Origin of the sequence: Achromobacter sp. SD115, from assembly GCF_017355315.1 — a bacterium.
GTDB lineage: Bacteria > Pseudomonadota > Gammaproteobacteria > Burkholderiales > Burkholderiaceae_B > Achromobacter > Achromobacter xylosoxidans_B.
In genome coordinates, this window is sequence record NZ_JADIJM010000002.1 from 1 (window position 1) to 25,200 (window position 25,200).

Consider the following 25,200-nt stretch of genomic DNA (forward strand, 5'->3'; position numbering starts at 1 on the left):
CCGCCAGGCGCGGCGGGATGAATGGGCAACGCCGCAAGAGCAATGGGTGCTGCCGAAAGCCGCGGGCGAAGGCGCTCACGGCGGCCCGCTCAGTTCAGTTCGCTGGGGGCAACGCCATAGCGCTCGCGGAACGCCGTGGCAAAGTTGGTGGCGTGCCGGTAGCCCACGCAATGCGCTGCCTGCTGCACGCTGCAGCCCCGCGCCAGCTGCTCGCGGGCGACTTCCAGGCGGCGCTCGCGCAGCCAGGCGAAGACGGAACACTGGTAGGCCGCGCGGAACTTGGCGCGCAGGGTGCTGGGACTCATGCAGGCCAGCTTTGCCAGATCCTCCAGGGTGTGCTCCTCGCCGGGTGCGCTGTGCAGCCGTTCCCGTACCCGCTCAAGCAACTGCCGGTCGCGTCGCGACACCGCGCCGACCTCGGGCTCCCGCTGGTCCAGCGACGCCAGCGCATGCGCCAGAAGTTGCGCGCCGACGCCCTCGCGCAGCATGGCGCGCAGCGGGTCGTCCCAGCGGCATTCCAGCAGATGTTCTATGGCCTGCATCAGGTGCGCCTGCACTTGCCAGCGCCGCAGCCGGAAGGCGGGGGTGCGCAAGACTTTGCGGATCTGGTCGCTGAAAGGGTCGTCGTCCGCGCCGTCCGGTTCGGACAGCGACAGATTGACGCTGCGCAGCCGTTGGCCTGCATGGTGGATGCCGGTCATGGCGACCGTATCGCCGTAGGCGGCGCTGACGCCGCTTTGGGCGACGAGCTGCAGGTCGTCATGGCCGCCGACGCGCGCCTGGGCCTGCCCCTGCAGCATGACGATGGCCGAAAAGCGGGGCGTCATGACGGAGGTCGATTCGTAATGGTGATGCACCAGCACGTCGGACATGACCAGCGTCAGGCCAGGCCGGATCGCATGCTCTTCGACGCGGCCCTCGGCGATGCAGACGGTATCCGGATCGGCGCCTGCGGGGTCGAACCCGGGCAACTGGTAGCGGAAACCGTTATGGCCGCCCAGGCGGTTGAAATCGGCGACGGTGAATCGGACAGTGGGGAAGGAAGGATTCAATGGCGTCACTCGCGCTGCGGGTTAAGCCCTCGGGCGTCGGTCTGGGGAGGCGGCGGGGTTCAAATGAGAATAGCATATATTCGCATTGATGCGCCGGCATGGCGGAGCCTCTCAGGGCGCGGCGCAATCTCCCAACTGGTCGCCCATGATGTCGCGGTACCACTCGTGGAAATGCAGCATGCCGTCTTCCATGGGCGATTGGTATGGACCGCTTTCGCTTACCCCGCGTCGCAGGAGCGCCAGCCTGCCGGCGTCCATGCGTTCGCCGATTTCGTCGTCTTCGATCGCGGTTTCCATGTAGGCCGCGCGCTGCGCCTCGACGAACTCGCGTTCGAACAGGGCGATTTCCTCGGGATAATAGAACTCGGCGACGTTGACGGTTTCCTGCGGGCTTTTGGGGTACAGCGTGGATAGCACCAGGACATGCGGGTAGAGCTCGATCATGTGGGTGGGAAAGTAAGTCACCCAGATCGCGCCGTAGTCCGGCGGGGCCCCATCCCGGTAGCGCATCAGCGTGCCGTGCCAGTCGCGGTATACATCGGAACCGGGTTTTTCCAGCGCATCGTGCACGCCCACGCGCTGCAGGCTGTGACGTTCGCCAAACTCCCAGCTCAGGTCATCGCAGGTGACGAAGCGCCCGAGGCCGGGATGGAACGGCCCGACGTGATAGTCCTCGAGATAGACCTCGATGAAGGTTTTCCAGTTGTAGTTGCACTGGTGCACCTCGACGTGGTCCAGAACATAGTCCGAAAAATCGAATTCTGGTCGCGCGAACAGTCCGCCCAGATCCGCCTGCGGGTCGCCAGGGCCCTCGAACAGCAGGCCGTGGCAGCGTTTCAGCGGAAAACGCGGCAGGTTCAGGCACGGCGTGCGGGGAAATTGCGGCGCGCCCAGAAGCTGGCCGCGATTGTCGTAGGTCCAACGGTGCAGCGGGCAGACAATGTTGCCGCCGCTGGCAGACAGGTTGCCTGCGGGTTTGCCCGGCCCGGCGACAGCGCCAGTCTCGCCGCCCAGGATGAGGGCCTGGCGGTGACGGCATACGTTGGATATCAACTCCACGCCGGCGGCTCCGCGCACCAGGACGCGCCCGCCGTCTTCATGCGACAGCCTCCGCCAGTCGCCGGTTTCGGGTACGGCTTTCTCATGTCCGACATACAGCGGCGCGCGCTTGAATATCACTTCCTGTTCGCGGGCGAACAGGGCTTCGTCGAAATATGCCCGCACGTGCAGCGGGCTGAGCGCCTGCTCTACGTGTGCCAGGCGGCCTATGTCCGTCATGTCCGACTCCTTGTGCCTTCCGCAAGGCCGCGGCCTGTCAGGCGGCTTCGGCGCTCTCGGCGTCGAGCCGGGCGATGCGTTCGGCGATATCCAGTTTGGGGCAGGTGCTGCAGTAGTCGCCGTCGCTTCTGCGGAAGTGGTGACAGCAGACCTGCCGGTCGACTGCGATGCCCGGCAGCGACCGCCGCTGATAGGTCAGATAGCCGCTGCCGCCCGCGATGCCCAGGCGCGCAAGCCAATCGGCCGCGGCCGTGGTGGCCCAGGCGTTGTCCGCGGCGCTCACGCCCGCGCGAGCCGCCAACAGGGCGGACAGGACGCAGTCGGCCTGCATGCAGGCGGCCGCCCGGGGATTGAGGCGCAGCGCCGCGCCCAGCTCGCGGTAGAACAAGGCGCCGATCTCGCGCAGTTGCGTGGCGGCCGCGTCCAGCCTTTTTTCCAGGCAGCCGCGCACGGGTTCATGGCGTTCCATGGTGTAGCCGGCGATGAAGCCGTTGGCGACCGGCTGGCTGAGCCGGGTCAGATCCGGGACGATGTCGCTGCGGTGCGCGGCGATCACGCAGAGGTACACGGGCTGCCAGATCAGCAGGCCCCAGCAGCGCAGCGCCAGGTAATGCGGACCGGCTTCCGGATGGCGCTCCCGCCACCAGTCGCGCAGCCGTGCAATCGCATCGGCATTGCTCGCGCCGGGACGGATGCCGGGCGCGTCCGGTGGACTCACGCGGCCATCCAGGCCGGGCGCCAGGCGGCCGGCCAGGGCGAGCAGATCGTCAAGTTCGCGGGTCACGCAAGAGCCTGCGCGGCGTCGGCGGTCCGGTCCAGCCAGTGCGGCCGGTAGGGCGCCACGGGATTGGGCAGCCTGGGCGCCATCTGGAAACTGCCGATGGGATCGGCCAGATTGACCATCTGCAGGTTGTTGGCGAGTTGCAGACGGTTCAGGCACGAGTGGATCATGTCCGGCGCGTACAGGTCGTAGCGCCGGTATTTTTCCAGCCGTTGCGGATGCGCCTGCTGGTACGCGGCGATGCGGCCTGCGACCAGTTCCCAGAAATCGTCCTCCTGCATGAGGCCGGTGTCCGCCAGGATCTGGGAAAGATGGCGGAAGTAGCCCTCGAACACGTCCACGAAGATCGTCAGCAGCTTGTATTCCTCGGGCACGTCCGCCGCCAGCCGGCGCGCGTTCTCGGGCAGGTCGGCTTCGGGGTCGAGGATGGAGGATTCCTCGGCAATGTCCTTCATGAAGGCGCGCACGGGCACATGGTCCCGGATCACCAGGATGACGTTCTCGCCATGCGGCATGAACACCAGGTCGTGGGCGTAGAAGCAATGCACCAGCGGCGTCAGGTAGGCGTCCACATAGCGTTCCAGCCATGTCTCGGCGCTCAGTCCCGAGGCGCGGATCAGCGCGGGCAGCAGGGCCTGGCCTTGCGGGTCCACGTGCAGCAGCGCGGCCATGGTCATCAGCCGTTCGTCGGGACCGATCAGCGCCTGCGGATTCTCGCGCCATAGCGCGGAGAACATCTTCTTGTAGGGCGTGTCGGCGGCAATCGCCGCTTCGTAGTAGTAGTTGCGAAAGCCCAGGCTGGCAGCCTCGCGCAGGATGGTGAAGCCGTTGGCGCTCAGCCATGGGTCGGACGCGATCAGGCCGTGGATGTATTCGTTGATGGCGGGCGTGCCCGACATGTAGTAGGGCGAAAGCCCCCGCATGAAACCCATGTTCAGGATGGATAGCGAGGTCTTCACGTAGTGCTTGCCAGGCTGGCTGATGTTGAAGAAGGTGCGTATCGATTGCTGCGCCAGGTAGTCGTCTGCGCCGTAGCCCAGGCATACGATCTTGCGTTGGGCCACATAGGGCGCGAATGCCAATGACAGCTTGTTGAACCACTGCCACGGGTGTGCCGGCATCAGGTAGTAGTCGGCGGGGTCCAGACCCTGGTCACGCAACGTGGCGCTGTGGCGCGCTACGGTGTCCTCGCCCAGCTCGCCGCGCAGGAGGCTGGCGTAGTCCATTGTGGACAGGCAGGCGAAATGCGCGTTGTCCTTGTGCACCGCCAGCCACATCACGCGGATGGGAGACGCGGCCTCCGGCGCATAGAGATGGTAGTCCTCGGCGTCGAAGCCCAGGCGGCCGTTGTTGGCCACGAAGCTGGGGTGGCCCTCGATCATCGAGGTTTCTATGGTCTGGTAGTCAGCCAGCGCGAGTTCCGCGGCGGCCAGGCAAGGGCGCGTGTGCTTATAGGCGGCGCCGTGCAGCGTGCTGGCGATTTCATCCAGATAAATGGGCAGCCGGTCTTCCGGAATGCGCAGTTTGTCGCGGATCTCGATCACGAACTGCAAGGCGTCCAGGGGCACGGGCGCGCCGGCCGTGGTCTTGGCGATCGATTCCGCGCGGATGCGCCAGTGGCGCATGGCCATCAGTTGCGCGTCGTAGCGGTATTCGACCCGGCCGTCTGCGAGCGCGAGGCGATAGCGGTCGAAACCCGGCGCATCCGCAGGGCCCAGGCGTTCGGGCTGCAGCAGTCCCTCATGGGTGTATTCGGAGATGGCCTTGCGCACGAGCAGGCGGTTGACCTTGGCCCAGGCTTGCGGTTCCAGATGGCTGGCGACCTGTGCGGGTTGGGGGGCGGCATGTGGGTTCATTGGGGCGGCTCCTGGTATCGGGTCTGTTCGAACTGTGCGCGTGTGCAGAACGCCAGGCTGGCGGTCTTCTCGCGGAAAGGGGCCTGGCCTGCATAGGTAAATCCCATGGCCAGATTGAGCGCGTGGATCTTGGCGTTGTTCGCGTCGGGCTCGACCACGATGCGCCTGGCGTTCAGGCGGTCGAACATGAAGCGCATCACGAAGGCGAACACCCGCCGGCTGAAGTTGGGGATCCGCACGCGGGGCGGGCCGATGAAAAGATGCATGCCGAGGTCGCCGGGCCGGACCGTGTAGTGTTCGCCGACTTCGTCGCGGGCCGGGTCGTAGCACTCCACCAGAAAGGCCGGCTGTCCGTCATGGCTGCCTAGCCAGGCGCTGGCGTGCCCGCTGCCGCAAAGGGCCTCATAGAAGTCGCGCACCTGATCCTCGTTGTGCTGCTGCATGGACCAGAAGCGCGCGTAATCCATGGAAAACCATCGCCGCAGCAGCGCGGCGTCCGCGTCCGGAACCAGGGGGCGCAAGGCGAGCCCCGGGCCTTCGTCGTAGTGGTCGCGTGACTGGCGCACGACCTCGCCCAGAAAGGTGGCTGTCATCGTGAGCATGCTGACTCCCCTCGAGATCAGATGGTGGCGGCGCGATGGCCGTCCATCATGGGCATCGGTTCCGGCGCGCAGAGGCGATGCGCCAGTACGCCGTTTTCCGGCGGGCGGAAATCCTGCAGTGCGGTGCGGGGCTCGATGGCGTAGTGCTCCACGCCGGTCAGATCCCGCAATATCTGCGAGTTGCGGTAGCAGCAGAATCCCAGGTCGGGATTGGTGACGCCATGGCTGAGCAATCCCGTGTTCTGCACAAAGATTTCCGCGCCTGCATGGTCCACCGAGTAATTGCGGGCGATGCGGTAGCCGCCGTCTTCGTCCCAGGCGATGCGGTCGCTGATGGGATTGACGCAGGCCGGGATGCGGGGGGCATAGCCGGTGGCCAGCACCAGGCCGTCCGTGACGTGCGTGAACGGCTGGCCGGTATCGACATGCATGAAGTCCAGGTGATAGCGGCCCGTGGAGCGCTCATGGCGGCTGGCGCGCAGCTCCGCGCTCGTCAGAAGGGTATAGCGGCGGTCGCCTGCGCGGATCTTTTCGTCCAGCAGGTCATATATCTGATTGATCAGGGAGGCGTTGATGCCTTTGTATAGGCTGCTTTGCTGGCGCAGCATCTCGCGCCGCCGGGTTTCGGGCAGGTCGTGGAAATAGTCCGTGTAGTCGGGAGAGATCAGTTCCAGCGTGAGCTTGGTGTTCTCCATCTGGAAGAAGCGCGGAGAGCGGGTGATCCAAGCCAGGCTGTAAGCGTGCTTGTCGCTGTCTCGCAGCAGGTCATGGAACACCTCCGCTGCGCTCTGCCCGCTGCCGACAATGGTGATGCCGCGCTTGCGCTGCAACTGCGTCTTGTGGCGCAGGTAGTCGGCGCTGTGGATGTAGGGCGCGGCGCGGCGATCGCAGCAGTCCGGCAATTGGGGCTGCGTGCCCAGGCCCAGCACCAGCTTGCGGCAGCGGATCATGAAGCGCTCGCCGTTGACGCCATGCTGGCCGGTCACGAGGTAGCTGCGGCTGTCCGGATCGTGGAGCACGCTCTGGACGTCGTGATTGAAGCGCAGGTTCGGCAGGCGGGCCGCCACCCATTTGCAATAGCGGTTGTACTCGGCGCGATTCAAGTAGTGGTTCTCGCGCATGTAGTAGGAATAGATGAGGCCGCTTTGCTTGCAGTAGTTCAGATAGCTGTACTCGCTGCGCGGATCGGCCAGGCTCACAAGATCGGCCAGGAAGGGGTTCTGCAAAGTCGAGTCCTCGATCAGCATGCCGGGGTGCCAATCGAACCCTGGCCTCTTGTCGAGAAACACGGCGCGTACGCCGGATAGCGGCGCCGCCAGGCAGGCAAGACTCAGGTTGAACGGGCCTAGGCCTATGGCGGCGAAGTCATGGATTTCACGGTTCATGTGGGATCTGCCTTTTGCCGGGGCGGCATTGCGTGAACATGATTCTCGTCTTGGGATGATTATCATTTTCAATATGGGCACTCTAGCAAATGGCGATTTGTTGCGGTGTCTTGCTAGTGAGTTGCAGGCAGCGCCCATATGCAGCGTGGCGTATCGCATAGGCGCAATCACCGGATTGGGATTTTTGAAATAAGTCCAGCTATTTTCAGGTGTAGGCAGGATCAGATGAAAAAGCTGTTCTATGATTGATATCCAACCGCGGATAGTCGCGATATAGAAGATAGTTTTTCTAAATTAAGGATGTTTATGGGCGCCGTGCTGCCACTGCTTGCGCTGCGAGCGTTCACCGAAACCGGTCGTCTCGGCAGCCTGAAAGCCGCTGCCGAAGTGCTGGGCGTGACCCCGGGGGCGGTCAGCCAGCAGATACGCCTGCTGGAAGACCGGCTGGGACTGGCGCTGTTCGTGCGCGAGCGTCACGGCGTACGACTGACGGAGGCGGGCGCACGCGCGTATCCGGGGTTGATGCGCGCCTTCGACCAGATCGAAAAATCGCTGGCGCTGCTCGAATCCCAGGCCGCCCAGCGGACCCTGACCGTCAGCACGGTGCCTTCGTTCGCCTCGTCCTGGCTGGTGCCGCGCATAGGCCGGTTTTCGGCTTTGCATCCGGACATCGAGGTGCGGGTGGAAGCCTCCTCGCAATTGGTCGATTTCAAGCGCGACCGCATCGACGTGGCGCTGCGGCACGGGCTGGGGCAGTACCCGGGGCTGTCGGCCTTCCGCTTGATGGCGCCGGTGCTGCTGCCCGTGGCCAGTCCGGCCATGCTGGCGCAAGGCCCCGCCATCGAGCGGCCCGAGGACTGCCTGAAGTACCCGCTGCTGCAGGATTCCGACCGCGCGGACTGGCCTTTGTGGCTGCAGGCGCACGGCGTGGACGCGGGGCAGGAAGCGCAGCGCGGCCCCAGCTTCGAGGACGATCTGTTGCTGCTGCGGGCGGCCGCCACGGGGCAGGGCATCGCGCTGGTTCAGGACACGCATGCGCGCGAAGATATTGAATCGGGCCGGCTGGCCATTGCCCTGGACCAGCCCTGGCCCGCGCGCTTCGCGTATTACGTGGTCAGCCGGCCGGATGCGCTGCTGCGGCCGGAAGTGCAGGCGTTCATCGACTGGGTGAAGGCGGAAGCGGCAGCGATGGAGCAGGCGTCGCAGGCGCTTGCGGCTGGCTGAGGGAATTGCCGGGCAGCGGCGTCTCCCAACCGCCGCCCAAGGCGCGGATCAGCCTTACGGTGGTCCGCGCCTGATCTCCGTCCAACCTGGCCGAGGCCAACTGCTGCTGCAGCAGGCTGCGGTCCGCATCGATGACGTCAAGCTGGGTGTGCGTGCCGGTTTCGTATTGCAGCCGGGACAGCTCGGCCGCACGTTGCGCAGCCAGCCGCGCGCGGTCCTGCGCGGTCTGCTGGGCCGCCATGATGCGCAGATGCATCAGATTGTCCTCGACTTCCCTGAACGCGTTGAGCAGCGTTTCCCGGTAGCGCGCCGTTTCTTCGTCATGCGCGGCCCGGGCGGCGTCGAGGTCCGCCTGGCGGGCGCCGCCGTCCAGGATGGGCAGCGATAGCGCGGTACCCAGGAATGGGCCCAGCAGAAACGTCCGGCTGGACCACTGGAACAGCTGGCTCAGGCTGGAAGACTCGAATCCGGCCGCCCCGGTCAGTTCCAGCCTCGGAAAGAAGGCGGCGCGGGCCGCGCCGATGCGGGCGTTGGCGGCGGCCATGGCGCGTTCGGCCGCGGCAATGTCCGGACGGCGCTCAAGCAGTTCCGAAGGCAAGCCCGGTGGAACGGCCAGCTCGATGCGCCGCAGCGGCTCAGGCGACAGGGAGAAATCGGCCGGGGCCTTGCCCAGCAGGATTGCCAGCGCGTGCTCGGCGCTCGCGCGCAGGCGTTGCGCGCCCAAGGCATCGGCGCGCGCCGCTTCAAGTTCGCCGCGGGCGCGCTCGAGTTCCAGTTCGCCGCCGTCGCCCGCCTCGAAGCGCATCTGGCTCAACGCAAAGCCGCGTTCGCGCAAGGCCAGCGTTTGCTGATAGATCTGGTGCTGGGTATCCAGTTCCCGGATCAGGAAGTAGGTGTCGGCAACGTCGGCCTGCAAGGCCAGCAGTGTCAGTCGGTACAGCGCGCCGCTGCGAGCCTGTTCCGCCGATGCCGCGCCTATGGTCGAGGAAACGCGGCCGAACAGATCGGCCTCATACGCCACCGCCGCGTCGGCCCGCCACAGCGTCGTGGTGGAAGCCGGCCCGTTGTCGCGTCCGCTGTACGAAGCTGGAGACTCCCGCTGGCGGGTCGGCCCGAAGCCCGCGTCCAGCCGGGGAAACAGCGCCGACCGTGCCTGCCGATGCTGGGCGCGCGACTGCTGCAATCGCGCGTAGGCGGCGTGCAGCGTTGGATTGGCGTCCTGCGCGGCGGCCTGCAATGCGTTCAGGGCCGGATCCTGGAACAGGGTCCACCAGGCGCCGCGCAGGGCGTCGTCGGCCGGCCGGGCGGTTGACCAGGCTCCCGCCGGTTCTGCCTGCGCCTGCTTGTAGGCGGGCGGGATGGGGTGGGAGTCGGGCGCGTGCGCCGGGCGTAGCGCGCATCCGGCCAGCGCCAGCGTCAGCAGCGTCAGCCCGAAGCGCAGGGGGCGATGATTCAATGCGTAGGTCATGTTATGGGTTTCCCTGCAAGGCGGAAGCTTGAGCCGCGTCGCGGGCCGGTCCGGCCGGTGCGCGGTCCGCGACCAGATTGCGTCCGAACCGCGCGTAGACGGCAGGCAGCACGAATAGCGTGAACAGCGTGCCCACCAACAAGCCCGCCACCAGCACCGTGGCGATCGCGCGCTGGCTGCCCGCGCCGGCGCCGCTGGCGAACAGCAGCGGCATCAGGCCGCCGACCATGGCGGCCGTGGTCATCAGGATGGGGCGGATACGGGTGGCGGCGGCCGCGCGCACGGCCTGGACCCGATCCAGCCCCCTGAGCCGCTGCTCAAGGTTGGCGAACTCCACGATCAGGATGCCGTGCTTGGTGATCAGGCCGATCAGCGTCACCAGCCCGATCTGGGTGTAGATGTTGAGCGTGGCGTAGCCGAAGAACATGGCGGCCAGCGCGCCGCAGGCGGCGAGCGGCACCGTGGTGAGGATCAGCAGCGGATCGCGGGCGCTCTCGAACTGGGCGGCCAGCACCAGAAAAATGAAGGCCAGCGCAAAGGCGAACGTCAGGGCGAAGCCGCCTTGTTCCTGCAGATACTGCCGCGATTCGCCCAGGAAACTGGTCTGGAATCCCGCTGGCAGACTGGCGGCTTCGGCCTGCAGGAAGGCAACCGCCTGGCCCAGTGGCACACCGGGCGCGGGGATCGCGACCAGCGTGGCGCTGTTCAGCTGATTGAACTGCGTGAGGGCATTGGCCTCGACGCCTTTCTCCAGCGAGACCACGGTGGACAGCGGCACCTGTCCGCCGGTGGCGGTCCTGACATGGAACAGGTCCAGGGACTCGGCGTTCAGGCGCAGGTTGCGCGGCGCCTGGGGAATCACGTCGTAGGAACGGCCCCGGGCGCCGAAGCGATTGACATAGGACTCGCCGACCAGACGCGCCAGGGTGTCGCCTATCTCTTTCATGCTCAGGCCCAGGTCGTGCGCCTTGGCGCGGTCGATCCGCACCAGCGTGGTCGGGTTGCTGAAGGTCAGGTCGGAATCCACGAAGGCGAACTGGCCGCTGGCGCGCGCCGCGGTTTTCAACTTGTCCATGGCATCGTGGACCGCCCGATGGCCGGCCGGGGAAGACAGCACGAATTGCACGGGAAAGCCGCCGACGGAGCCGGGCAGGGGCGGCGGCAGGAAGGCGGAACCCGCAATGCCCTCGATGCCCGGCAAGGCCGCCTGCAGATCAGCCATGATGGCTTCGGCGCTGCGGTCCCGCGTTTCCCATGGGCTCAGCATGACGCCAGCCCAGCCTTTGTTGAGCGCGCCGCCCGCGCCGGACACCATATAGACGGTAGCGGCTTCCGGCAGGGCGAGCAGCGCGGCCTCGACCCGTTTGGCCTCAGCCTCCAGGAATTCCAGACTGCTGGCTTGGGGGCCTTTCATGTCGACGATGATTTCCCCCTGGTCTTCCGCGGGGGCGAGTTCCGACTGCAAGCCGTTGAACAGGACGGGGAGGCTGAGCAGCACGCCAGCGCCGGCCAGCAGCACCGGCCGCGTGTCGCGCAGCATGCGCTCCAGCGCGCGCTCATAGGCGCCCACCAGCCTGGCGGTTGCATGTTCCACCGCCCGCGCGTAGCGGCTGGGCGCCTGCCGGCGCATCAGCCTGGAGGCCACCATGGGAGACACGGTCAGCGCCACCATGGCGGACACCATCACAGCCGCGGCCAGCGTGAAGGCGAATTCGCTGAACAGCGCGCCCGTCAGGCCGCCGATCAGGCCCAGCGGCGCGTAGACCGCAACCAGCACCGCGGCCATCGTCAGCACGGGGCCGACGATTTCGCGCGCGCCGTTGAGTGCGGCATCCAGCGGCGATTCGCCTTCTTCCATGCGGCGATGGACGTTTTCCACCACAACGATCGCGTCGTCCACCACCAGGCCGATGGCCAGGACCATGGCCAGCAAGGTCAGCAGGTTCAGGCTGAAACCGAGCGCCAGCATGGCCGCCGCCGCGCCCAGCAGCGACAGCGGAATGCTCAGCACCGGCACGGCCACCGCGCGCAACGAGCCGAGGAAGATGAAGATCACGAGCACCACTTCCAGGCTGGCAATGCCGAACTTGCCCAGCACATTGCCGATCGCGGCGTCGATGAAGACGGTGACGTCGTAGGGAATCGCCATCTTGGCGCCGTCGGGCAGGTCCAGTCCGGCCAGAATCCGGCGGACCTCGCGGGAAATATCCAGCGGATTGCCGCCAGGCGTGGCCATCACTTCCAAATACGCGGCGGGTTCGCCGTTCATTCCGGCGATCTGGTTGCGGCTTTGCGCGCCGATCTCGACGGTGGCGATGTCTTCCATCCGCACCAGGCTGGGGCCGCGCTTGACGACCAGTTCGCGAAAGCCCTGGACGCTGTCCAGGCTGGTGTCGGCGCGCACATTCGTCACCACGAGCGCGTCGCGCAGTTGGCCGGGCGCGGCCTGGTAATTGTTGTCCCGGATCGCGGATTCGACATCAGCGGCCGTGATGCCGTGGGCGCCCATGCGCAGCGGGTCGAGCCAGATGCGCATCGACAGCGCCTGTCCGCCCAGCACGTTCACGGCGGCCACGCCGTCGACCGTGCTCAGCATGGGCTTGGCCACGCGCATCAGGTAGTCCGTGATGCCCGTCAGGGGCTGGCCGGCGGGCGCGGTGAATCCGGCGTAGACCACCCCGATGGCGCCGGGAGACTGCCGCACGACCACCGGGTCGTAGGCGTCCTCTGGCAGCAGATAGCGCACTTCGTTGACCTTGGTCAGGACCTCGGTCAGCGCGGTGTCGGAGTTCGCGTTCAGGCGCAGGTAGGCGTTGATGGTGCTGCGCCCTTGTTCGGACGAGGACGTCAGGTACTCCACGCCTTGCGTGGTGGCGACGGCCTGCGCCAGCGTGGCGGTGACAAAGCCCTGCATCAGGTCCGCGGACGCGCCCGGATACTCGGTGGTGACGGTGACCACGGCGCTTTCGATGCGCGGATACTGACGCAGCGGCAGGTCCAGCAGCGCGCGCATGCCGACCAGGGCGATCAGCAGGGCGAACGCGGTGGTGAGGACAGGGCGGCGGATGAAGAAGTCGGTGAATGACATGGTGTCCTACTCTCCCGCCAGGCGCGGACGGACGGCGGCGCCGTCGTGCAGGTTGATCTGGCCGGCGATGACCACCAGATCGCCGTCGCGCAGATCCGAATCCGACAGCGCGACCTGGCCGTCCCGGGTTGCGCCGGTTTGCACGGACACGAGCCGGACGCGCGCTGGGTCGTCATTGCGCAGGGCGTAGACCGTGTTGCCGGACAGGGTGCTTTGAACGGCTTCGGCCGGCACGGTGAGGGTGGCGGGGCCCGCGGGCAGCGATACGCTGACACGGGCATACGCGCCGGGCCACAGGCGGCCAGCCGCGTCCGGCGCCAGCGTGGCACGGACCCGCAGCGCGCGGTTGCCGGCGTCGATCTGTGGATCGATCGCGGAGACCTTGCCCGCCAGCGGAGCCTGCCCGTCGCCGTCGCTGGCGACGGACACGTCCAGCCCCAGTCGCAATGCGGCGGCGTGCCGGTCCGGCAGGGTGAAGTCCACATGCAGCAGGCGGGTGTCGGTCAGGGTGGCGATGGGCGTGCCCGCCTCGACGTACTGGCCCAGATTGATCAGCCGCAGCCCCAGCGTGCCCGCGAACGGCGCGCGTACCAGGCGCTGGGCCAGGTCTTCTTCTCCCTGTGCGACCTGGGCCTTGGTTTCGGCGTGCAGCGCTGCGTGCTGTTCGTACTCGGCGCGCGACAGGGTTTGTCCGAGCAGGCGCTTGGCGCGGTCCAGGTTGGCCTGGGCCAGCGCGGCCGATGCGCGATGCCGCTCGAGCTCGCGGCGCACCGGGCCATCGTTGATCTGCACCAGCGGCAATCCGGCCGCAACCTGCTGGCCGCTGGCGAAATGGATGGCGGTGACGCGCCCCGCGACCTCGGGCGCCACCAGCACTTGCTGTTCCGCCACGACGGTGCCGATGGCCTGCAAGGTGGCGGACAGCGTTCCGACCCGGGCGGGCGCCACCAGTACAGGAACGGGTGCGGCGTCACCTGCCGACGCGGCTTGGGCGGCGGTTGCGGCCTTGCGTTGCGTGTCGTAGAGATAGAGGCCGCCAATGGCGGCAAGAACGAGCGTGGCGGTCAGGGCCAGTTTGCGGCGGGCAGTGCGCGGTGGCGCAGGGTTCGGGTTCTGAGACATGAGGCCCATACGTGGAGTCAATGTAGCTGCGCTAAATGCGCAGGAGGCAAGACTCGCAATGGTAGGGAGGCAATCCCGCGTGGGGAAACGATAAGTTCTCCGTTATGGATTTAGTTTTTCTCACTTCTTTTGGGGCTTGCTTGCGAGCCTGCATGTCGGCGCTTGCGCAGTTGCGGTCTAAGATCCGTACCCATGCCAATCCCTAACTCCGAACCGCGCCCGCTGCTCACGCTGCGCGGCCTGTATAGCGAACGCCTTTCCCCGGTAAGCCTGGATCTGGCCCCGGGCGAATGCGCGGCGATCATGGGCCCTTCGGGCTCGGGCAAATCCCTGCTGCTGCGACAGGTGGCCGACCTCGATCCCGGGCATGGCGTAGCCTTGCTCGACGGCAGGCCGCGCTCGGGCATGCGGGGCCACGAATGGCGCCGCCAGGTCATCTATTGCCAGGCCGAGGCCGGCTGGTGGGACGACCGGGTCGCGCCGCATTTCACGGACCGCGTCCGGGCCCTGGCCATCATGGAGCGCCTGGGACTGTCGGCGGACAAGCTGGACGCGTTGGTGCACGAGCTGTCCACCGGCGAACGCCAGCGCCTGGGCCTGGTCCGCGCCTTGGCGCAGGAGCCGCGCGTGCTGTTGCTGGACGAGCCCACGGCGGCGTTGGACCAGGCGGCCACGGACCGGGTCGAAGAGGAGTTGCGGCGCTACCTGGGCAGCGGGGCGGCGATTCTGATGGTGACTCACAGTCCGGCCCAGGCCGGACGCATGGCGCGCCGTTCCTGGCGCATGGAGCAAGGCAGGATGGAGCCGCTATGGACGTGATCAAGCTGCAGGCCGCCGATCTGGCCATCGCTTCCTTGCTGGTGCTGCTGAGCGCCGGCATTTCCTTTGCCTTGCGCCTGAACCTGCAGCGCCAGGTGCTGTGGGCGGCGCTGCGCACGGTGGTGCAGCTGCTGCTGGTCGGCCACATCCTGCGCATCGTGTTCGCGCACGCGGCGCCCTGGCTGACAGCGCTGGTGGTGACGGTGATGATGGCGCTGGCGGCCAGGGAGGTCGCCGCGCGCCCCAAGGCCCGGTTGACGCAACGCGGCAACGGCTGGGTCGGCGCAATGGCGGTGGCCGGAACCACGGTTATCACAGTGCTGTTCATCCTGAATACGGCGCTGCGCCCGGAGCCCTGGTACGACCCGCGCTACACCATCGCCCTGATCGGCATTGTGCTGGGCAGCGTGCTCAACGCCGCCAGCCTGGCGCTGGACGGCGTGTTGTCGGGCGCGCGGAGGGAGAAACTGGCGATCGAGGCGCGCCTGGCCTTGGGTGCGACCGCGCACGAGGCGTTTTCGTCCCTGCTGCGCGAGTCCGTGCGACGCGGCATCGTGCCCAGCATCAACCAGATGTCGGCCGCCGGCATCATCACGCTGCCCGGCATCATGACCGGGCAGATCATTGCCGGCATGGATCCGATAGAGGCCGCGAAGTACCAGATCCTGCTGATGTTTCTGCTGTGCGGCGCCAGCGCCATGGCGGCCATGGCCGCGGCTTACGGCGCCATGCGCCGGCTGACGGACGAGCGCGGGCGGCTCAGGCTGGACCGGCTGCATCCGGGGTAGCAATTCCAGGCGCTTTCTTCCGGAAATTTCATGAAAGCTTGACGCGCGCTTGGCGATACTGCGCGCAATCTTGCATTTTCCTGAACCTTTTCCGGATCCCCATGCCTTTTGCTTCTCGTTCCGCGGCGCCCCCGCAGCAGCCTGCCTCCAGCCTGCGCCGCCTTCTTGCGCGCGTCTTGACGGAGCGCCGGGCATGAGCGCTTCGATGACGGCATCCCTGGCGCCCACGACCCGCCGCAGCGCCTTGCCGGGCTGGCTGGTGCTGGCGCTCCTGGCCTTGTGGCTGGGCGCGCTGGCCTGGGCGCGCTGGCTGACCCTGCCGGACGAGGGCCGCTACGCGGGCGTCGCCTGGGAAATGCTGCGCAGCGGCTCACCCATGGTGCCGCTGCTTGACGGCATGCCGTACTTCCACAAGCCGCCGCTGTACTACTGGCTGGCCCAGATCAGCTATGTGCTGTTCGGCGTGAATGAATTCAGTGCGCGGCTGCCGTCGCTGCTGGGCGCCTGGAGCGCGGGCGCGGGACTTTATGCCTTCGTGTCGCGCTACCGCAATGCCGCGCAGGCGCGCTGGGCGGTAGTTATCCTGGGCTTGATGCCGTTGTTCTTCGGCGCGGCCCAGTTCGCCAACATGGATATGCTGGTGGCCAGCATGATCACGCTGTGCGTGCTGGCCGCGGCCGATACCGCCTTGCGGCGTGCCACCGGACGGCCGTTCCGCGCCATGTCGGTGGCCACGGGCGTGCTGGCGGCGCTGGCGGTGCTGGCCAAGGGGCTGATCGGGCTGGCCTTGCCGGGCGCCATCGTGCTGGCGTGGCTGCTGTTGCGGCGCGATTGGGCGGGCGTGCGCGCCTTGCTGTGGGCGCCGGCCTTGCTGGCCTTCGCGGCGGTTGCGCTGCCGTGGTTCTGGCTGATGGAGCTGCGGTATCCCGGCTTCTATCAGTACTTCTTCGTCTACCAGCAGTTCGAACGCTTTTCGCAGGGCGGCTTCAACAACGCGCAGCCGGTCTGGTTCTACCTGCCTATCGTGGCAGGGCTGGCGCTGCCGTGGTCGATCTGGGCGGTGTCGATCTTCAAGCCGGCGTACTGGCGCGAGTCCGACCCGCAGGGCCTGCGGCGCCTGGCGACGATCTGGATCGCGGTCGTGATCGTGTTCTTTTCGATTCCGCATTCCAAGCTCATCGGCTATGTGTTGCCAGTGTTCCCGCCGTTGGCTTTTTTGATCAGCGAACGGCTGGCGCCCGCCTGGGCAGCCGGCAAGCGGCGCGGCGCCTGGATCGCCGCCGGGGTGGCCGTCGTCATCTGCCTGGCTGCGATCATCGTCGCCGCGTCGAATCCGCGCGGCAGCGCGGGTCCGCTGGCGGCGGATCTGCGTAAGGAAATGCAGCCGCAGGATATCCACATGGCGCTGCATACCTTGCCCTTCGACCTGGGTTTCTATACCCAGGCCCGGGAGCCCGCCTGGATGGTCGACGACTGGAGCAATCCCGAAATTCCCACGCGGGACAACTGGCGCAAGGAACTGTACGACGCGGCGAAGTTCGACCCCGTCATGGGCAAACGCGTGCTGATCGGCGCCGACGACATGCCTGTGCGCATGTGCGCGGCGGCGGACGGGTCGCGTTTCTGGATCTGGGGCCGGGACGACGATGCCGCCAGATACCCCGTGCTCAATGGCGTGACGCCACGGCTCCTCCGCGACAGGCGGGCGATATGGCGCATTGATATCGACGCGGCGTTCCGCCAGCGCATGTGCGGCGGCCCTCCGGCTGCGGGCCAGGCCGCTCCGCTGCCGGCCAAACCCTGATGCCATGCGGGGCCGCGACGCGCGCGCCCGGGCGTACTTCGTCCGCTACGGCGCCATGACGATCACCGTGGCGCGCTTCGTGCCCATCGTGCGTACCCTGGCGCCGTTTGTCGCCGGCCTGTCGCAGATGCCGCGCCGCACGTTCTATGCCTACAACGTCATCGGCGGCGTCCTGTGGTGCTCGTCGATGCTGCTGGCCGGCTTTTGGTTGGGCTCGATCTCCTGGGTGCGCGCTAACCTGCACTGGGTGTCGCTCATCATCATCGGCCTGTCGCTGATTCCGGTCGCGCTGCAGTTCCTGCAGGTGCGTCAACTGCGCCACAGGGAATCGCAGCAGTAAGAGCCCGCCCAATGAAAAAGGCCGGCAGCCCCTTGGGGTTGCCGGCCTTTTCGTTGCCGCCGTGTTGCGCGGCAGGCGTTTAGCCGATCGAGGCCAGGGCCTGGTTCAGCGTGGCGCTGGGGCGCATGGCCTGGCTGGCCAGGGCTTCGTTGGGCTGGTAGTAGCCGCCGATGTCGACGGGCTTGCCCTGGGCAGCCTTCAGTTCGGCCAGGATCTTGTCCTCGCCGTCAGCCAGCGCGCGGGCCGGGGCCGCGAACAGGGTGGCCAGTGCGCGGTCGTCGGTCTGCGTGGCCACGGCCTGGGCCCAGTACAGGGCCAGGTAGTAGTGGCTGCCGCGGTTGTCCAGGCCGCCGACCTTGCGCTCGGGCGACTTGTTCTCGTCCAGGAACTTGGCGGTGGCCAGGTCCAGGGTCTTGGCCAGCACTTGGGCGCGGGCATTGTTGTAGCTGCGGCCCAGGTGTTCCAGCGATGCGGCCAGGGCCATGAACTCGCCCAGCGAGTCCCAGCGCAGGAAGCCTTCTTCCAGGAATTGCTGCACGTGCTTGGGCGCGGAGCCGCCGGCGCCGGTTTCAAACAGGCCGCCGCCAGCCACCAGCGGCACGATCGACAGCATCTTGGCGCTGGTGCCCAGTTCCATGATGGGGAACAGGTCGGTCAGGTAGTCGCGCAGCACGTTGCCGGTCACCGAGATGGTGTCCAGGCCTTCGCGGATGCGCTTGAGCGAGAACTTGGTGGCTTCGACCGGGCTCAGGATGCGCAGATCCAGGCCGCTGGTGTCGTGGTCGTTCAGGTAGTGCTTGACCTTGGCGATGATCTGCGCGTCGTGGGCGCGGTTCTCGTCCAGCCAGAACACGGCGGGCGTCTTGGTGGCGCGGGCGCGGGCCACGGCCAGCTTGACCCAGTCCTGCACCGCGGCGTCCTTGGTTTGGCACATGCGCCAGAGGTCGCCGGCTTCGACGGCCTGCTCCAGCAGCACCTTGCCCGAGGCGTCGGTGACGCGCACGGTGCCGGCGGCGGGAATGACGAAGGTCTTGTTGTGCGAGCCGTATTCCTCGGCTGCCTGGGCCATCAGGCCGACGTTGGGCACGCTGCCCATCGTGACCGGATTGAAGGCGCCGTTGCGCTTGCAGTCTTCGATCACGGCCTGGTAGACGCCGGCGTAGCTGCGGTCGGGGATCACGGCCTTGGTGTCCTGCAGATTGCCTTCGGCGTTCCACATCTTGCCCGAGTCGCGGATCATGGCGGGCATGGACGCGTCGACGATGACGTCGCTGGGCACGTGCAGGTTGGTGATGCCGCGGTCGGAATTGACCATGGCCAGCTGCGGCAGGGTCTTGTAGGCGGCGTCGATGTCGGCGCTGATCTCGGCCTGCTTGTCGGCGGGCAGGGATTGGATCTTGGCGTACAGGTCGCCGATGCCGTTGTTGGGATCGAAGCCGGCTTGCGCGAGCGCGTCGGCGTGCTTGGCCAGCACGTCCTTGTAGAACACGGACACGACGTGGCCGAAGATGACCGGGTCGGAGACCTTCATCATCGTGGCTTTCAGGTGCACCGAGAACAGCACGCCGTTGGCGCGGGCATCGTCGATCTGCGCTTGCAGGAAGGACTTGAGCTTGGCGGTCGACAGCACGGCGGCGTCGATGATCTCGCCGGCCTTGACCGGGGTCTTTTCCTTCAGGACGGTCTTGGCGCCGTCGGCGGCGGTCAGTTCGATCTTGACGTCGCCGGCCTCGGCGATCAGGGCCGACTTTTCGGTGCCGTAGAAGTCGCCTTCGCTCATGTGGGCCACGTGCGACTTGGAGTCAGCCGACCAGGCGCCCATCTTGTGCGGGTGCTTGCGGGCGTAGTTCTTGACCGACAGGGGGGCGCGGCGGTCGGAGTTGCCTTCGCGCAGGACCGGGTTCACGGCGCTGCCCTTGACCTTGTCGTAGCGCGCCTTGACGTCGCGTTCGGTGTCGTTGGCGGGGGCGTCCGGGTAGTCGGGCAGCTTGTAGCCCTGGTCCTGGAGTTCCTTGATGGCGGCCTTCAGCTGCGGCATCGAGGCGCTGATGTTGGGCAGCTTGATGATGTTGGCTTCGGGCTGGACGGCCAGCGCGCCTAGTTCCGACAAGGCATCGCCCAGCTTCTGGCTGTCTTCGAGGTAGTCGGGGAAGACCGAGATGATGCGGCCAGCCAGCGAGATGTCGCGGGTCTCGACCGTGATGCCTGCGGGCTTGGCGAAAGCCTGGACGATGGGCAGCAGCGAACGGGTTGCAAGCGCCGGAGCTTCATCGGTGAGGGTATAGATAATCTTCGGAGTAAGAGACATGATCCTTGAATCTGTTCGGCAGGCGCTAGGCGCAAACCCGAACATGCTATGCGGCCGGAAGCCGGTAGATGTTGTCGGAGAGTGGGTTCGTTTGGGCACGCGTATGCCCAACATGGCTGACGCCTGCCCCTTTTTTGATCTGGGGAAGTGCGATCGCCACTAACCTTCCATTGTAATACCGCGCTACGCCTGCTGCGCAGCAAAATCCCGCGGATTCGATCGGGATATGGCCATAATGGCGCCAAATTAAACGGGGACGCATTAAATCGGACGCGCCGCGTTTGACAAAGCGCCGCGCAAGGAGGAAGCTACGTCCCCATGAATTTCCGCGCCGTCCGCATTTCGCTGATTATTACCATCATTCCTGGAATGGTGGGTTAGCGCGCGACCGCAACAGTCACAGCCACCCGCCCCAAGAGGCGGGTTTTTTGTGGCCGCCTCTGCCGGGCAAGCACACCGAAGCAGAGAGCCAGATGCACCACGCCCCGCAAGCCAGCCAGCAAACCGCCACGCCGACCGCATTTCAGGACGGCCGTGCCTCGCCGATGGAATACCTGAGGCAGATCCTGACCGCCCGGATCTACGACATTGCCCGCGAAACCGAGCTGGATCGCGCCCGCGGCCTGTCGGCGCGGCTGGGCAACCCGGTCTACTTCAAGCGCGAGGACAACCAGCCGGTCTTTTCCTTCAAGGTGCGCGGCGCCTACAACAAGATGCGCAACACGCCGCAGGCGGCGCTGGAGCGCGGCGTGATCACGGCGTCCGCCGGCAACCACGCGCAAGGCGTCGCGATCTCGGCCGCCAGGATGGGCGTGCGCGCCATCATCGTGGTGCCGCAGACGACCCCGCAGGTGAAGGTGGATGCGGTGAAAGCGCACGGCGGTCCCACGGTGACGGTGGTACAGGCGGGCGATTCCTATAGCGACGCCTTTGGCCATGCCCAGAAACTGGCCAGCGCACAGGACCTGACCTTCATCCCGGCATTCGACGATCCCTATGTGATCGCCGGGCAGGGCACGGTGGGCATGGAGATCCTGCGCCAGCATGCCGGCCCGCTGCACGCCGTCTTCGTGCCGATCGGCGGCGGCGGGCTGGCGGCGGGGGTGGCGACCTACATCAAGGCGGTGGACCCGGGCGTCAAGGTCATCGGCGTGCAGACCGAGGATTCCTGCGCCATGTCCCTGTCCATGCAGGTGGGGGAGCGGGTCAACCTGCCCGAGGTGGGCCTGTTTTCGGACGGCACGGCGGTCAAGCTGGTGGGCGAGGAAACCTTCCGCCTGTGTCGGGAGTACCTGGACGAGATCATCCTGGTGGACACGGACGCGGTCTGCGCGGCGATCAAGGACGTATTCCTGGACACTCGCAGCGTGTTGGAACCGGCGGGCGCGCTGGCGGTGGCGGGGCTGAAAAAGTACGTGGAACGCGAAGGCGTGCAAGGCCAGCCCATGGTGGCGGTGACCTCGGGCGCCAATATGAACTTCGACCGTCTGCGCTTCGTCGCGGACCGTGCCGAAGTGGGCGAGGCGCGCGAGGCGGTCTTCGCCGTGACGGTGCCCGAGGAGCGCGGCAGCTTCCGCCGCTTCTGCAGCGTGATCGGCCAGCGGAGCGTGACGGAATTCAACTACCGCATCGCTGATGCGCGCACGGCCCACATCTTTGTCAGCATGCAGATTTCCCGGCGCGGCGATGCGGCGGACATCATGGCGGCGTTGCAGCAGCAGGGTTTTTCCGTCGGCGATCTGAGCAATAACGAAGTGTCCAAGCAGCACATCCGCTACATGGTGGGCGGACGCTCGCCGCTGGCGGCCGGCGAGCGCCTGTTCCGCTTCGAGTTTCCGGAGCGTCCCGGCGCGCTGATGAAGTTCCTGTCCGAGATGGCGCCCAACTGGAACATCAGCCTGTTCCACTATCGCAACCAGGGTACGGAGTTCAGCTCGGCGCTGGTCGGCATCCAGGCGCCGCTGGCGGACAGCGCGGCGCTGGACGCGTTCCTGCGGCAATTGGGCTACGCCCATACCGAGGAAACCGGCAACGAGGCCTACCGCCAGTTCCTGATCTGAGCGCGCCCGGATTCAGCCCGGCGCGCAGCCGGGTTTGCGCGGCAAGGTCACGCCTGGTTGCAGGCGCAAGGTGGCGCGTCCTTGCGCCGGCTGCGTCAGCAGCAAGGCGCTGGCGCGCCAGGCCGGCACGTCGTCGAAGGCCACGTCGGGCGCAGCCGTGGACTTGGACTGCGCGTCCGGTCGGTCGAACTGGATGGCCGGCAGGCGCAGGCAGGCGTCCTTGAAATCCAGCCGCGCAAGTTCGCGGCCGTCGCTCATGCGCACCGCGCGGAATGCCATCGGGGTGTCCACGAACTTGGTGATGGCGGGGACGATCTGCAAGTAGCCGTCGGCGTCCTTGACCCGTTTGGTAGGCTCGATCTCGACCGCGTCCCTGCCCGGAGGCAGGGCTAGATAGGCCACGCCATCGGCCACGTCCAGCAACTTGCCCGGACCCAGGTTCAGGGCGGCAAGCGGCGCGTGGCGGATCAATACGGTCTCGTTCCAGGACGTCTGGACGCGCGTCCAGCCCGGCAGGCGCGCGTCCTCGAAGCGAGTGGTGGAGATGCGGTCGCGGTCCGGCTTGGCCGACAAGACCAGGCGCTGGACTCGCAGCGCGTTGTTGACCACGCGCAGCTGAGCCAGCACGGTATTGGCGCTGGAGCTGGTGAAGTAGGCCAGCACGGCGTCCTTTTCCAGTGCCTTGGCGGTGGATGCGCAGAAGAAGGCGCGGGCCTCGATGCTTTGGCCGTCGGGATAGAGCAGGGCGCCGACGTCCTTGCCGCACAGCGGCTTGCCCTGGTACGTGATGGTGGTGGCGCGGGTGGCCTGTCGCTGGCCGGTGTTCCAGTCGCTGCGGCTGTCCGTGGCGGCTTCGACCACCAGGCCATGATTGTCGTAGACCACGGCCGCGCCCGCGGGCGCGGCAAGCATGCTGAGCAGAAACGCGAGACTGCGTCGACGCGCCATCGGCGGGCTCCCTGGGGTGGCTGGAGGGGTCTATATATACCACCGCCGGGGAGAGCCTCTTACTGCGGGCCGAGCTTACGGATCAGGGCGTCCAGCATGTCCAATTCATCGGGCCGCAGGTCCGTCAGGGGCGCGCGCACCGGGCCGGCGTCGTGGCCGACCAATTTGGCGCCGGCCTTGACGATGCTGACCGCATAGCCGGGTACGCGGTTGCGGATGTCGAGGTAAGGCAGGAAGAAATCGTCCAGCAGGCGGTTGGTGGTGTCGTCGTCGCCGGCGGCGATGGCGCGGTAGAACTCCATGGCCGTCCTTGGCACGAAGTTGAACACCGCCGACGAATAGACCGGCACGCCCAGCGCGCGGTAGGCGGCGGCATAGACCTCGGCCGTGGGCAGGCCGCCCAGGTAGGAAAAGCGGTCGCCCAGCTTGCGGCGGATGCGCACCATGGCCTCGATGTCGCCCACGCCGTCCTTGAAGCCCACCAGGTTGGGGCAGCGTTCGGCCAGCTGCGCCAGGCTCTCGGCCGACAGGCGCGATTGCGCGCGGTTGTAGACGATGACGCCGATCTTGACGGACTTGCAGACTTGCTCGACGTGCGCGGCGATGCCTTGCTGCGAGGCCTCGGTCAGGTAATGGGGCAGCAGCAATATGCCCTTGGCGCCCAGGCGTTCGGCCTCCTGCGCATAGGCGATGGCCGTGCGGGTCGGGCCGCCGGCGCCGGCCAGGATGGGGACCTTGCCGGCGCAGGTCTGCACCGCGGTGCGGATGACGTCGGCGTATTCTTCCGCCGCCAGCGAGAAGAACTCCCCTGTGCCGCCAGCGGCGAACAACGCGGTTGCGCCGTAGGGCGCCAGCCATTCCAGGCGTTGCGCGTAGGACCTGGCGTTGAAGTCGCCGTTCTGGTCGAAGTCGGTCACGGGGAAAGACAGCAAGCCTTCCGAAACGATCTGCTTGAGTTCCTGCGGGGTGGTCATGTCGCGTTGATCCGTGTGGGGCGCCATCGATGGTAGGAGTCGGCTGGCCGCCAAGTGAAAGAGATAAGTCATCGTACAACATCAAATATGTCCATTCAAGGCGACATTTACTATCAAATTGGCACTTTATAGGTGCATACCCGATGGCAATAGATTCCGCTTTTCAAAAATATTTTCTTAGTTGTACGATGACTAGCGCAGAGTCGGACGCGGTTCGAAGGGGGTGTGTCGGGTCAATTCGAAGGATTGGCGCGGACGCCGGCGCTCGCGGCCGTCCACCAGACCATCCAGAGGAGACTCCATGAATCCGAGCAAGAGACAGTTCCTGGGCGGCGCCGCGGCGCTTTGCCTGTCACCGTGGCTCCCGGCCTGGGCGCAGTCGGGCGACTGGCCGACGCGCCCGGTGCGGATCATCGTGCCTTATCCGCCCGGCGGCTCATCCGACATCATTGCCCGCATCCTGGCGCCGCGCCTGGCCGACGCCCTGAAGCAGACCGTGGTGGTCGAGAACAAGCCCGGGGCCAACGGCAACCTGGGCGCCGGCCTGGTGGTGCAGGCCGCGCAAGAAGGCCATACCGTGCTGCTGTGCGACGTGGGGGCGCTGGCGATCAGCCCGTCCGTGTACACCAAGTTGTCCTTCGACCCGTCCAAGGACTTGCGCGCGGTCGGCATGCTGGCCTATTCGCCCCACGTGCTGGCCGTGCATCCCGACGTGCCCGCAAAGACGGTGCAGGAACTGGTGGCCTTGTCGAAGCAGCAGCGCCTGAACTTCGCCGTGACCGCCATCGGCAGCGCGCCGCACCTGGCCGCCGTGGCTGTGCAGCAGGCTACCGGCGCGAAATGGGAATACGTGCCGTACAAGGGCGGCTCGCAGGCGGTGACGGATACGATAGGGGGGCAGACCCAGGTCATCATGAACGGCCTGCTGGCCACGCTGCCCCACATCAAGGCCGGCAAGCTGCGGCCGATCGCGATCTCCAAGCGCGAACGCATGCAGTTGGTGCCCGATATCCCGACCATCTCCGAGCAGGGCGTGGCCGGCTTCGAGTCCGGCACCTGGCAAGGGGTGATGGCGCCCGTGACAACGACTGATCCCGTCGCCATCCGCTTGTCGGAACTGATGGCGCAGATCGTCAACCAGCCGGACGTGAAAGCGCAACTGAACGAGCAGGGCGCCGAAATCGTCACACGCAATCCCGCCGAATTGGCGCAGTTCTTCAATAGCGAACGCGCGCGCTGGGCCTCGGTGGTGAAAAGCGCGGACATCCGGCTGGATTGACGCCGGGGCCGCCTGGACAGCTTG

General features: G+C 66.7%; 20 protein-coding genes. 8 read left to right on the plus strand and 12 right to left on the minus strand.

All coding sequences use genetic code 11. The features are described from left to right. Nucleotides 1–89 precede the first annotated feature (89 nt). The 6 genes from IPU70_RS02390 to IPU70_RS02415 all read right to left on the minus strand — a co-directional run bounded on the left by IPU70_RS02390 (nucleotide 90) and on the right by IPU70_RS02415 (nucleotide 6,954). The gene (locus IPU70_RS02390; RefSeq protein WP_207464634.1) at nucleotides 90–1,061 is read right to left on the minus strand and encodes a helix-turn-helix domain-containing protein; all 972 of its coding nucleotides are present in this window, start codon (nucleotides 1,059–1,061) and stop codon (nucleotides 90–92) included. Between the two features lie 102 nt (nucleotides 1,062–1,163). Beyond that, nucleotides 1,164–2,330, minus strand: coding sequence for an aromatic ring-hydroxylating dioxygenase subunit alpha (locus tag IPU70_RS02395; RefSeq protein WP_207464636.1), 1,167 nt, complete (start codon nucleotides 2,328–2,330; stop codon nucleotides 1,164–1,166). A 37-nt stretch (nucleotides 2,331–2,367) separates the two neighbouring features. Further along, nucleotides 2,368–3,114: a siderophore ferric iron reductase gene (locus IPU70_RS02400; RefSeq protein ID WP_207464638.1), complete on the minus strand. Its 747-nt coding sequence runs from the start codon at nucleotides 3,112–3,114 to the stop codon at nucleotides 2,368–2,370. Next, the gene (locus IPU70_RS02405) at nucleotides 3,111–4,967 is read right to left on the minus strand and encodes an IucA/IucC family siderophore biosynthesis protein (RefSeq protein WP_207464640.1); all 1,857 of its coding nucleotides are present in this window, start codon (nucleotides 4,965–4,967) and stop codon (nucleotides 3,111–3,113) included. Before IPU70_RS02405 ends, IPU70_RS02400 begins: the two co-directional genes overlap by 4 nt. Continuing rightward, nucleotides 4,964–5,569, minus strand: coding sequence for a GNAT family N-acetyltransferase (locus IPU70_RS02410; RefSeq protein WP_207464642.1), 606 nt, complete (start codon nucleotides 5,567–5,569; stop codon nucleotides 4,964–4,966). The genes IPU70_RS02405 and IPU70_RS02410 overlap by 4 nt, the downstream gene beginning before the upstream one ends. 17 nt (nucleotides 5,570–5,586) lie before the next feature. Next, nucleotides 5,587–6,954, minus strand: coding sequence for a lysine N(6)-hydroxylase/L-ornithine N(5)-oxygenase family protein (locus IPU70_RS02415; RefSeq protein WP_207464644.1), 1,368 nt, complete (start codon nucleotides 6,952–6,954; stop codon nucleotides 5,587–5,589). On the opposite strand from IPU70_RS02415, the gene IPU70_RS02420 reads away from it, so the two are divergent. Both IPU70_RS02420 and gcvA read left to right on the plus strand, forming a co-directional pair. Beyond that, nucleotides 6,953–7,147: a hypothetical protein gene (locus tag IPU70_RS02420; RefSeq protein ID WP_207464646.1), complete on the plus strand. Its 195-nt coding sequence runs from the start codon at nucleotides 6,953–6,955 to the stop codon at nucleotides 7,145–7,147. The two genes, IPU70_RS02415 and IPU70_RS02420, sit on opposite strands and share 2 nt — an antisense overlap. A 113-nt stretch (nucleotides 7,148–7,260) precedes the next feature. Continuing rightward, nucleotides 7,261–8,178: a transcriptional regulator GcvA gene (gcvA, locus tag IPU70_RS02425; RefSeq protein ID WP_207464648.1), complete on the plus strand. Its 918-nt coding sequence runs from the start codon at nucleotides 7,261–7,263 to the stop codon at nucleotides 8,176–8,178. Here the strand turns inward: gcvA and IPU70_RS02430 are convergent. The 3 genes from IPU70_RS02430 to IPU70_RS02440 are packed head-to-tail and all read right to left on the minus strand — an operon-like array spanning nucleotide 8,111 to nucleotide 13,856. Further along, nucleotides 8,111–9,646, minus strand: coding sequence for an efflux transporter outer membrane subunit (locus IPU70_RS02430; protein ID WP_207464649.1), 1,536 nt, complete (start codon nucleotides 9,644–9,646; stop codon nucleotides 8,111–8,113). The two genes, gcvA and IPU70_RS02430, sit on opposite strands and share 68 nt — an antisense overlap. A gap of 1 nt (nucleotide 9,647) precedes the next feature. Beyond that, the gene (locus IPU70_RS02435) at nucleotides 9,648–12,734 is read right to left on the minus strand and encodes an efflux RND transporter permease subunit (protein WP_207464650.1); all 3,087 of its coding nucleotides are present in this window, start codon (nucleotides 12,732–12,734) and stop codon (nucleotides 9,648–9,650) included. 6 nt (nucleotides 12,735–12,740) lie between these two features. Further along, on the minus strand, nucleotides 12,741–13,856 hold the full coding sequence (locus IPU70_RS02440) for an efflux RND transporter periplasmic adaptor subunit (RefSeq protein ID WP_207464651.1): 1,116 nt from the start codon (nucleotides 13,854–13,856) through the stop codon (nucleotides 12,741–12,743). 192 nt (nucleotides 13,857–14,048) lie between these two features. Here IPU70_RS02440 and IPU70_RS02445 point away from each other — a divergent pair, with 192 nt between their 5' ends. From IPU70_RS02445 to IPU70_RS02460, 4 genes are all read left to right on the plus strand, one after another. Next, complete coding sequence (locus IPU70_RS02445; RefSeq protein WP_207464652.1) at nucleotides 14,049–14,675, plus strand: ATP-binding cassette domain-containing protein; 627 nt, start codon at nucleotides 14,049–14,051, stop codon at nucleotides 14,673–14,675. After that, nucleotides 14,666–15,463: an iron export ABC transporter permease subunit FetB gene (gene fetB / locus IPU70_RS02450; protein WP_207464653.1), complete on the plus strand. Its 798-nt coding sequence runs from the start codon at nucleotides 14,666–14,668 to the stop codon at nucleotides 15,461–15,463. The genes IPU70_RS02445 and fetB overlap by 10 nt, the downstream gene beginning before the upstream one ends. A gap of 193 nt (nucleotides 15,464–15,656) precedes the next feature. Next, nucleotides 15,657–17,267, plus strand: coding sequence for a glycosyltransferase family 39 protein (locus IPU70_RS02455; RefSeq protein ID WP_207464654.1), 1,611 nt, complete (start codon nucleotides 15,657–15,659; stop codon nucleotides 17,265–17,267). 4 nt (nucleotides 17,268–17,271) lie between these two features. After that, nucleotides 17,272–17,607 (plus strand): DedA family protein, encoded by a 336-nt coding sequence (locus tag IPU70_RS02460; protein ID WP_242702285.1) that lies wholly within the window; start codon nucleotides 17,272–17,274, stop codon nucleotides 17,605–17,607. Between the two features lie 79 nt (nucleotides 17,608–17,686). Here the strand turns inward: IPU70_RS02460 and IPU70_RS02465 are convergent, their stop codons facing one another. Further along, entirely contained in the window at nucleotides 17,687–19,915 is a 2,229-nt protein-coding gene (locus IPU70_RS02465) for an NADP-dependent isocitrate dehydrogenase (protein WP_207464655.1), read from the minus strand. A 473-nt stretch (nucleotides 19,916–20,388) separates the two neighbouring features. Between IPU70_RS02465 and ilvA the strand changes: the two genes are divergently transcribed. Beyond that, entirely contained in the window at nucleotides 20,389–21,975 is a 1,587-nt protein-coding gene (gene ilvA / locus IPU70_RS02470) for a threonine ammonia-lyase, biosynthetic (RefSeq protein ID WP_207464657.1), read from the plus strand. A gap of 12 nt (nucleotides 21,976–21,987) precedes the next feature. On the opposite strand, the gene IPU70_RS02475 is transcribed toward ilvA, so the two are convergent. Both IPU70_RS02475 and kdgD read right to left on the minus strand, forming a co-directional pair. After that, on the minus strand, nucleotides 21,988–22,923 hold the full coding sequence (locus tag IPU70_RS02475; protein WP_207464659.1) for a hypothetical protein: 936 nt from the start codon (nucleotides 22,921–22,923) through the stop codon (nucleotides 21,988–21,990). 59 nt (nucleotides 22,924–22,982) lie between these two features. Then, nucleotides 22,983–23,897 carry a 5-dehydro-4-deoxyglucarate dehydratase gene (gene kdgD / locus IPU70_RS02480; RefSeq protein ID WP_207464661.1) on the minus strand — a complete coding sequence of 305 codons (915 nt, stop codon included), beginning with the start codon at nucleotides 23,895–23,897 and terminating at the stop codon, nucleotides 22,983–22,985. Between the two features lie 301 nt (nucleotides 23,898–24,198). Between kdgD and IPU70_RS02485 the strand changes: the two genes are divergently transcribed. Further along, nucleotides 24,199–25,176, plus strand: a complete 978-nt coding sequence (locus tag IPU70_RS02485; RefSeq protein ID WP_207464663.1) for a tripartite tricarboxylate transporter substrate binding protein — start codon at nucleotides 24,199–24,201, stop codon at nucleotides 25,174–25,176. Nucleotides 25,177–25,200: the final 24 nt, after the last annotated feature.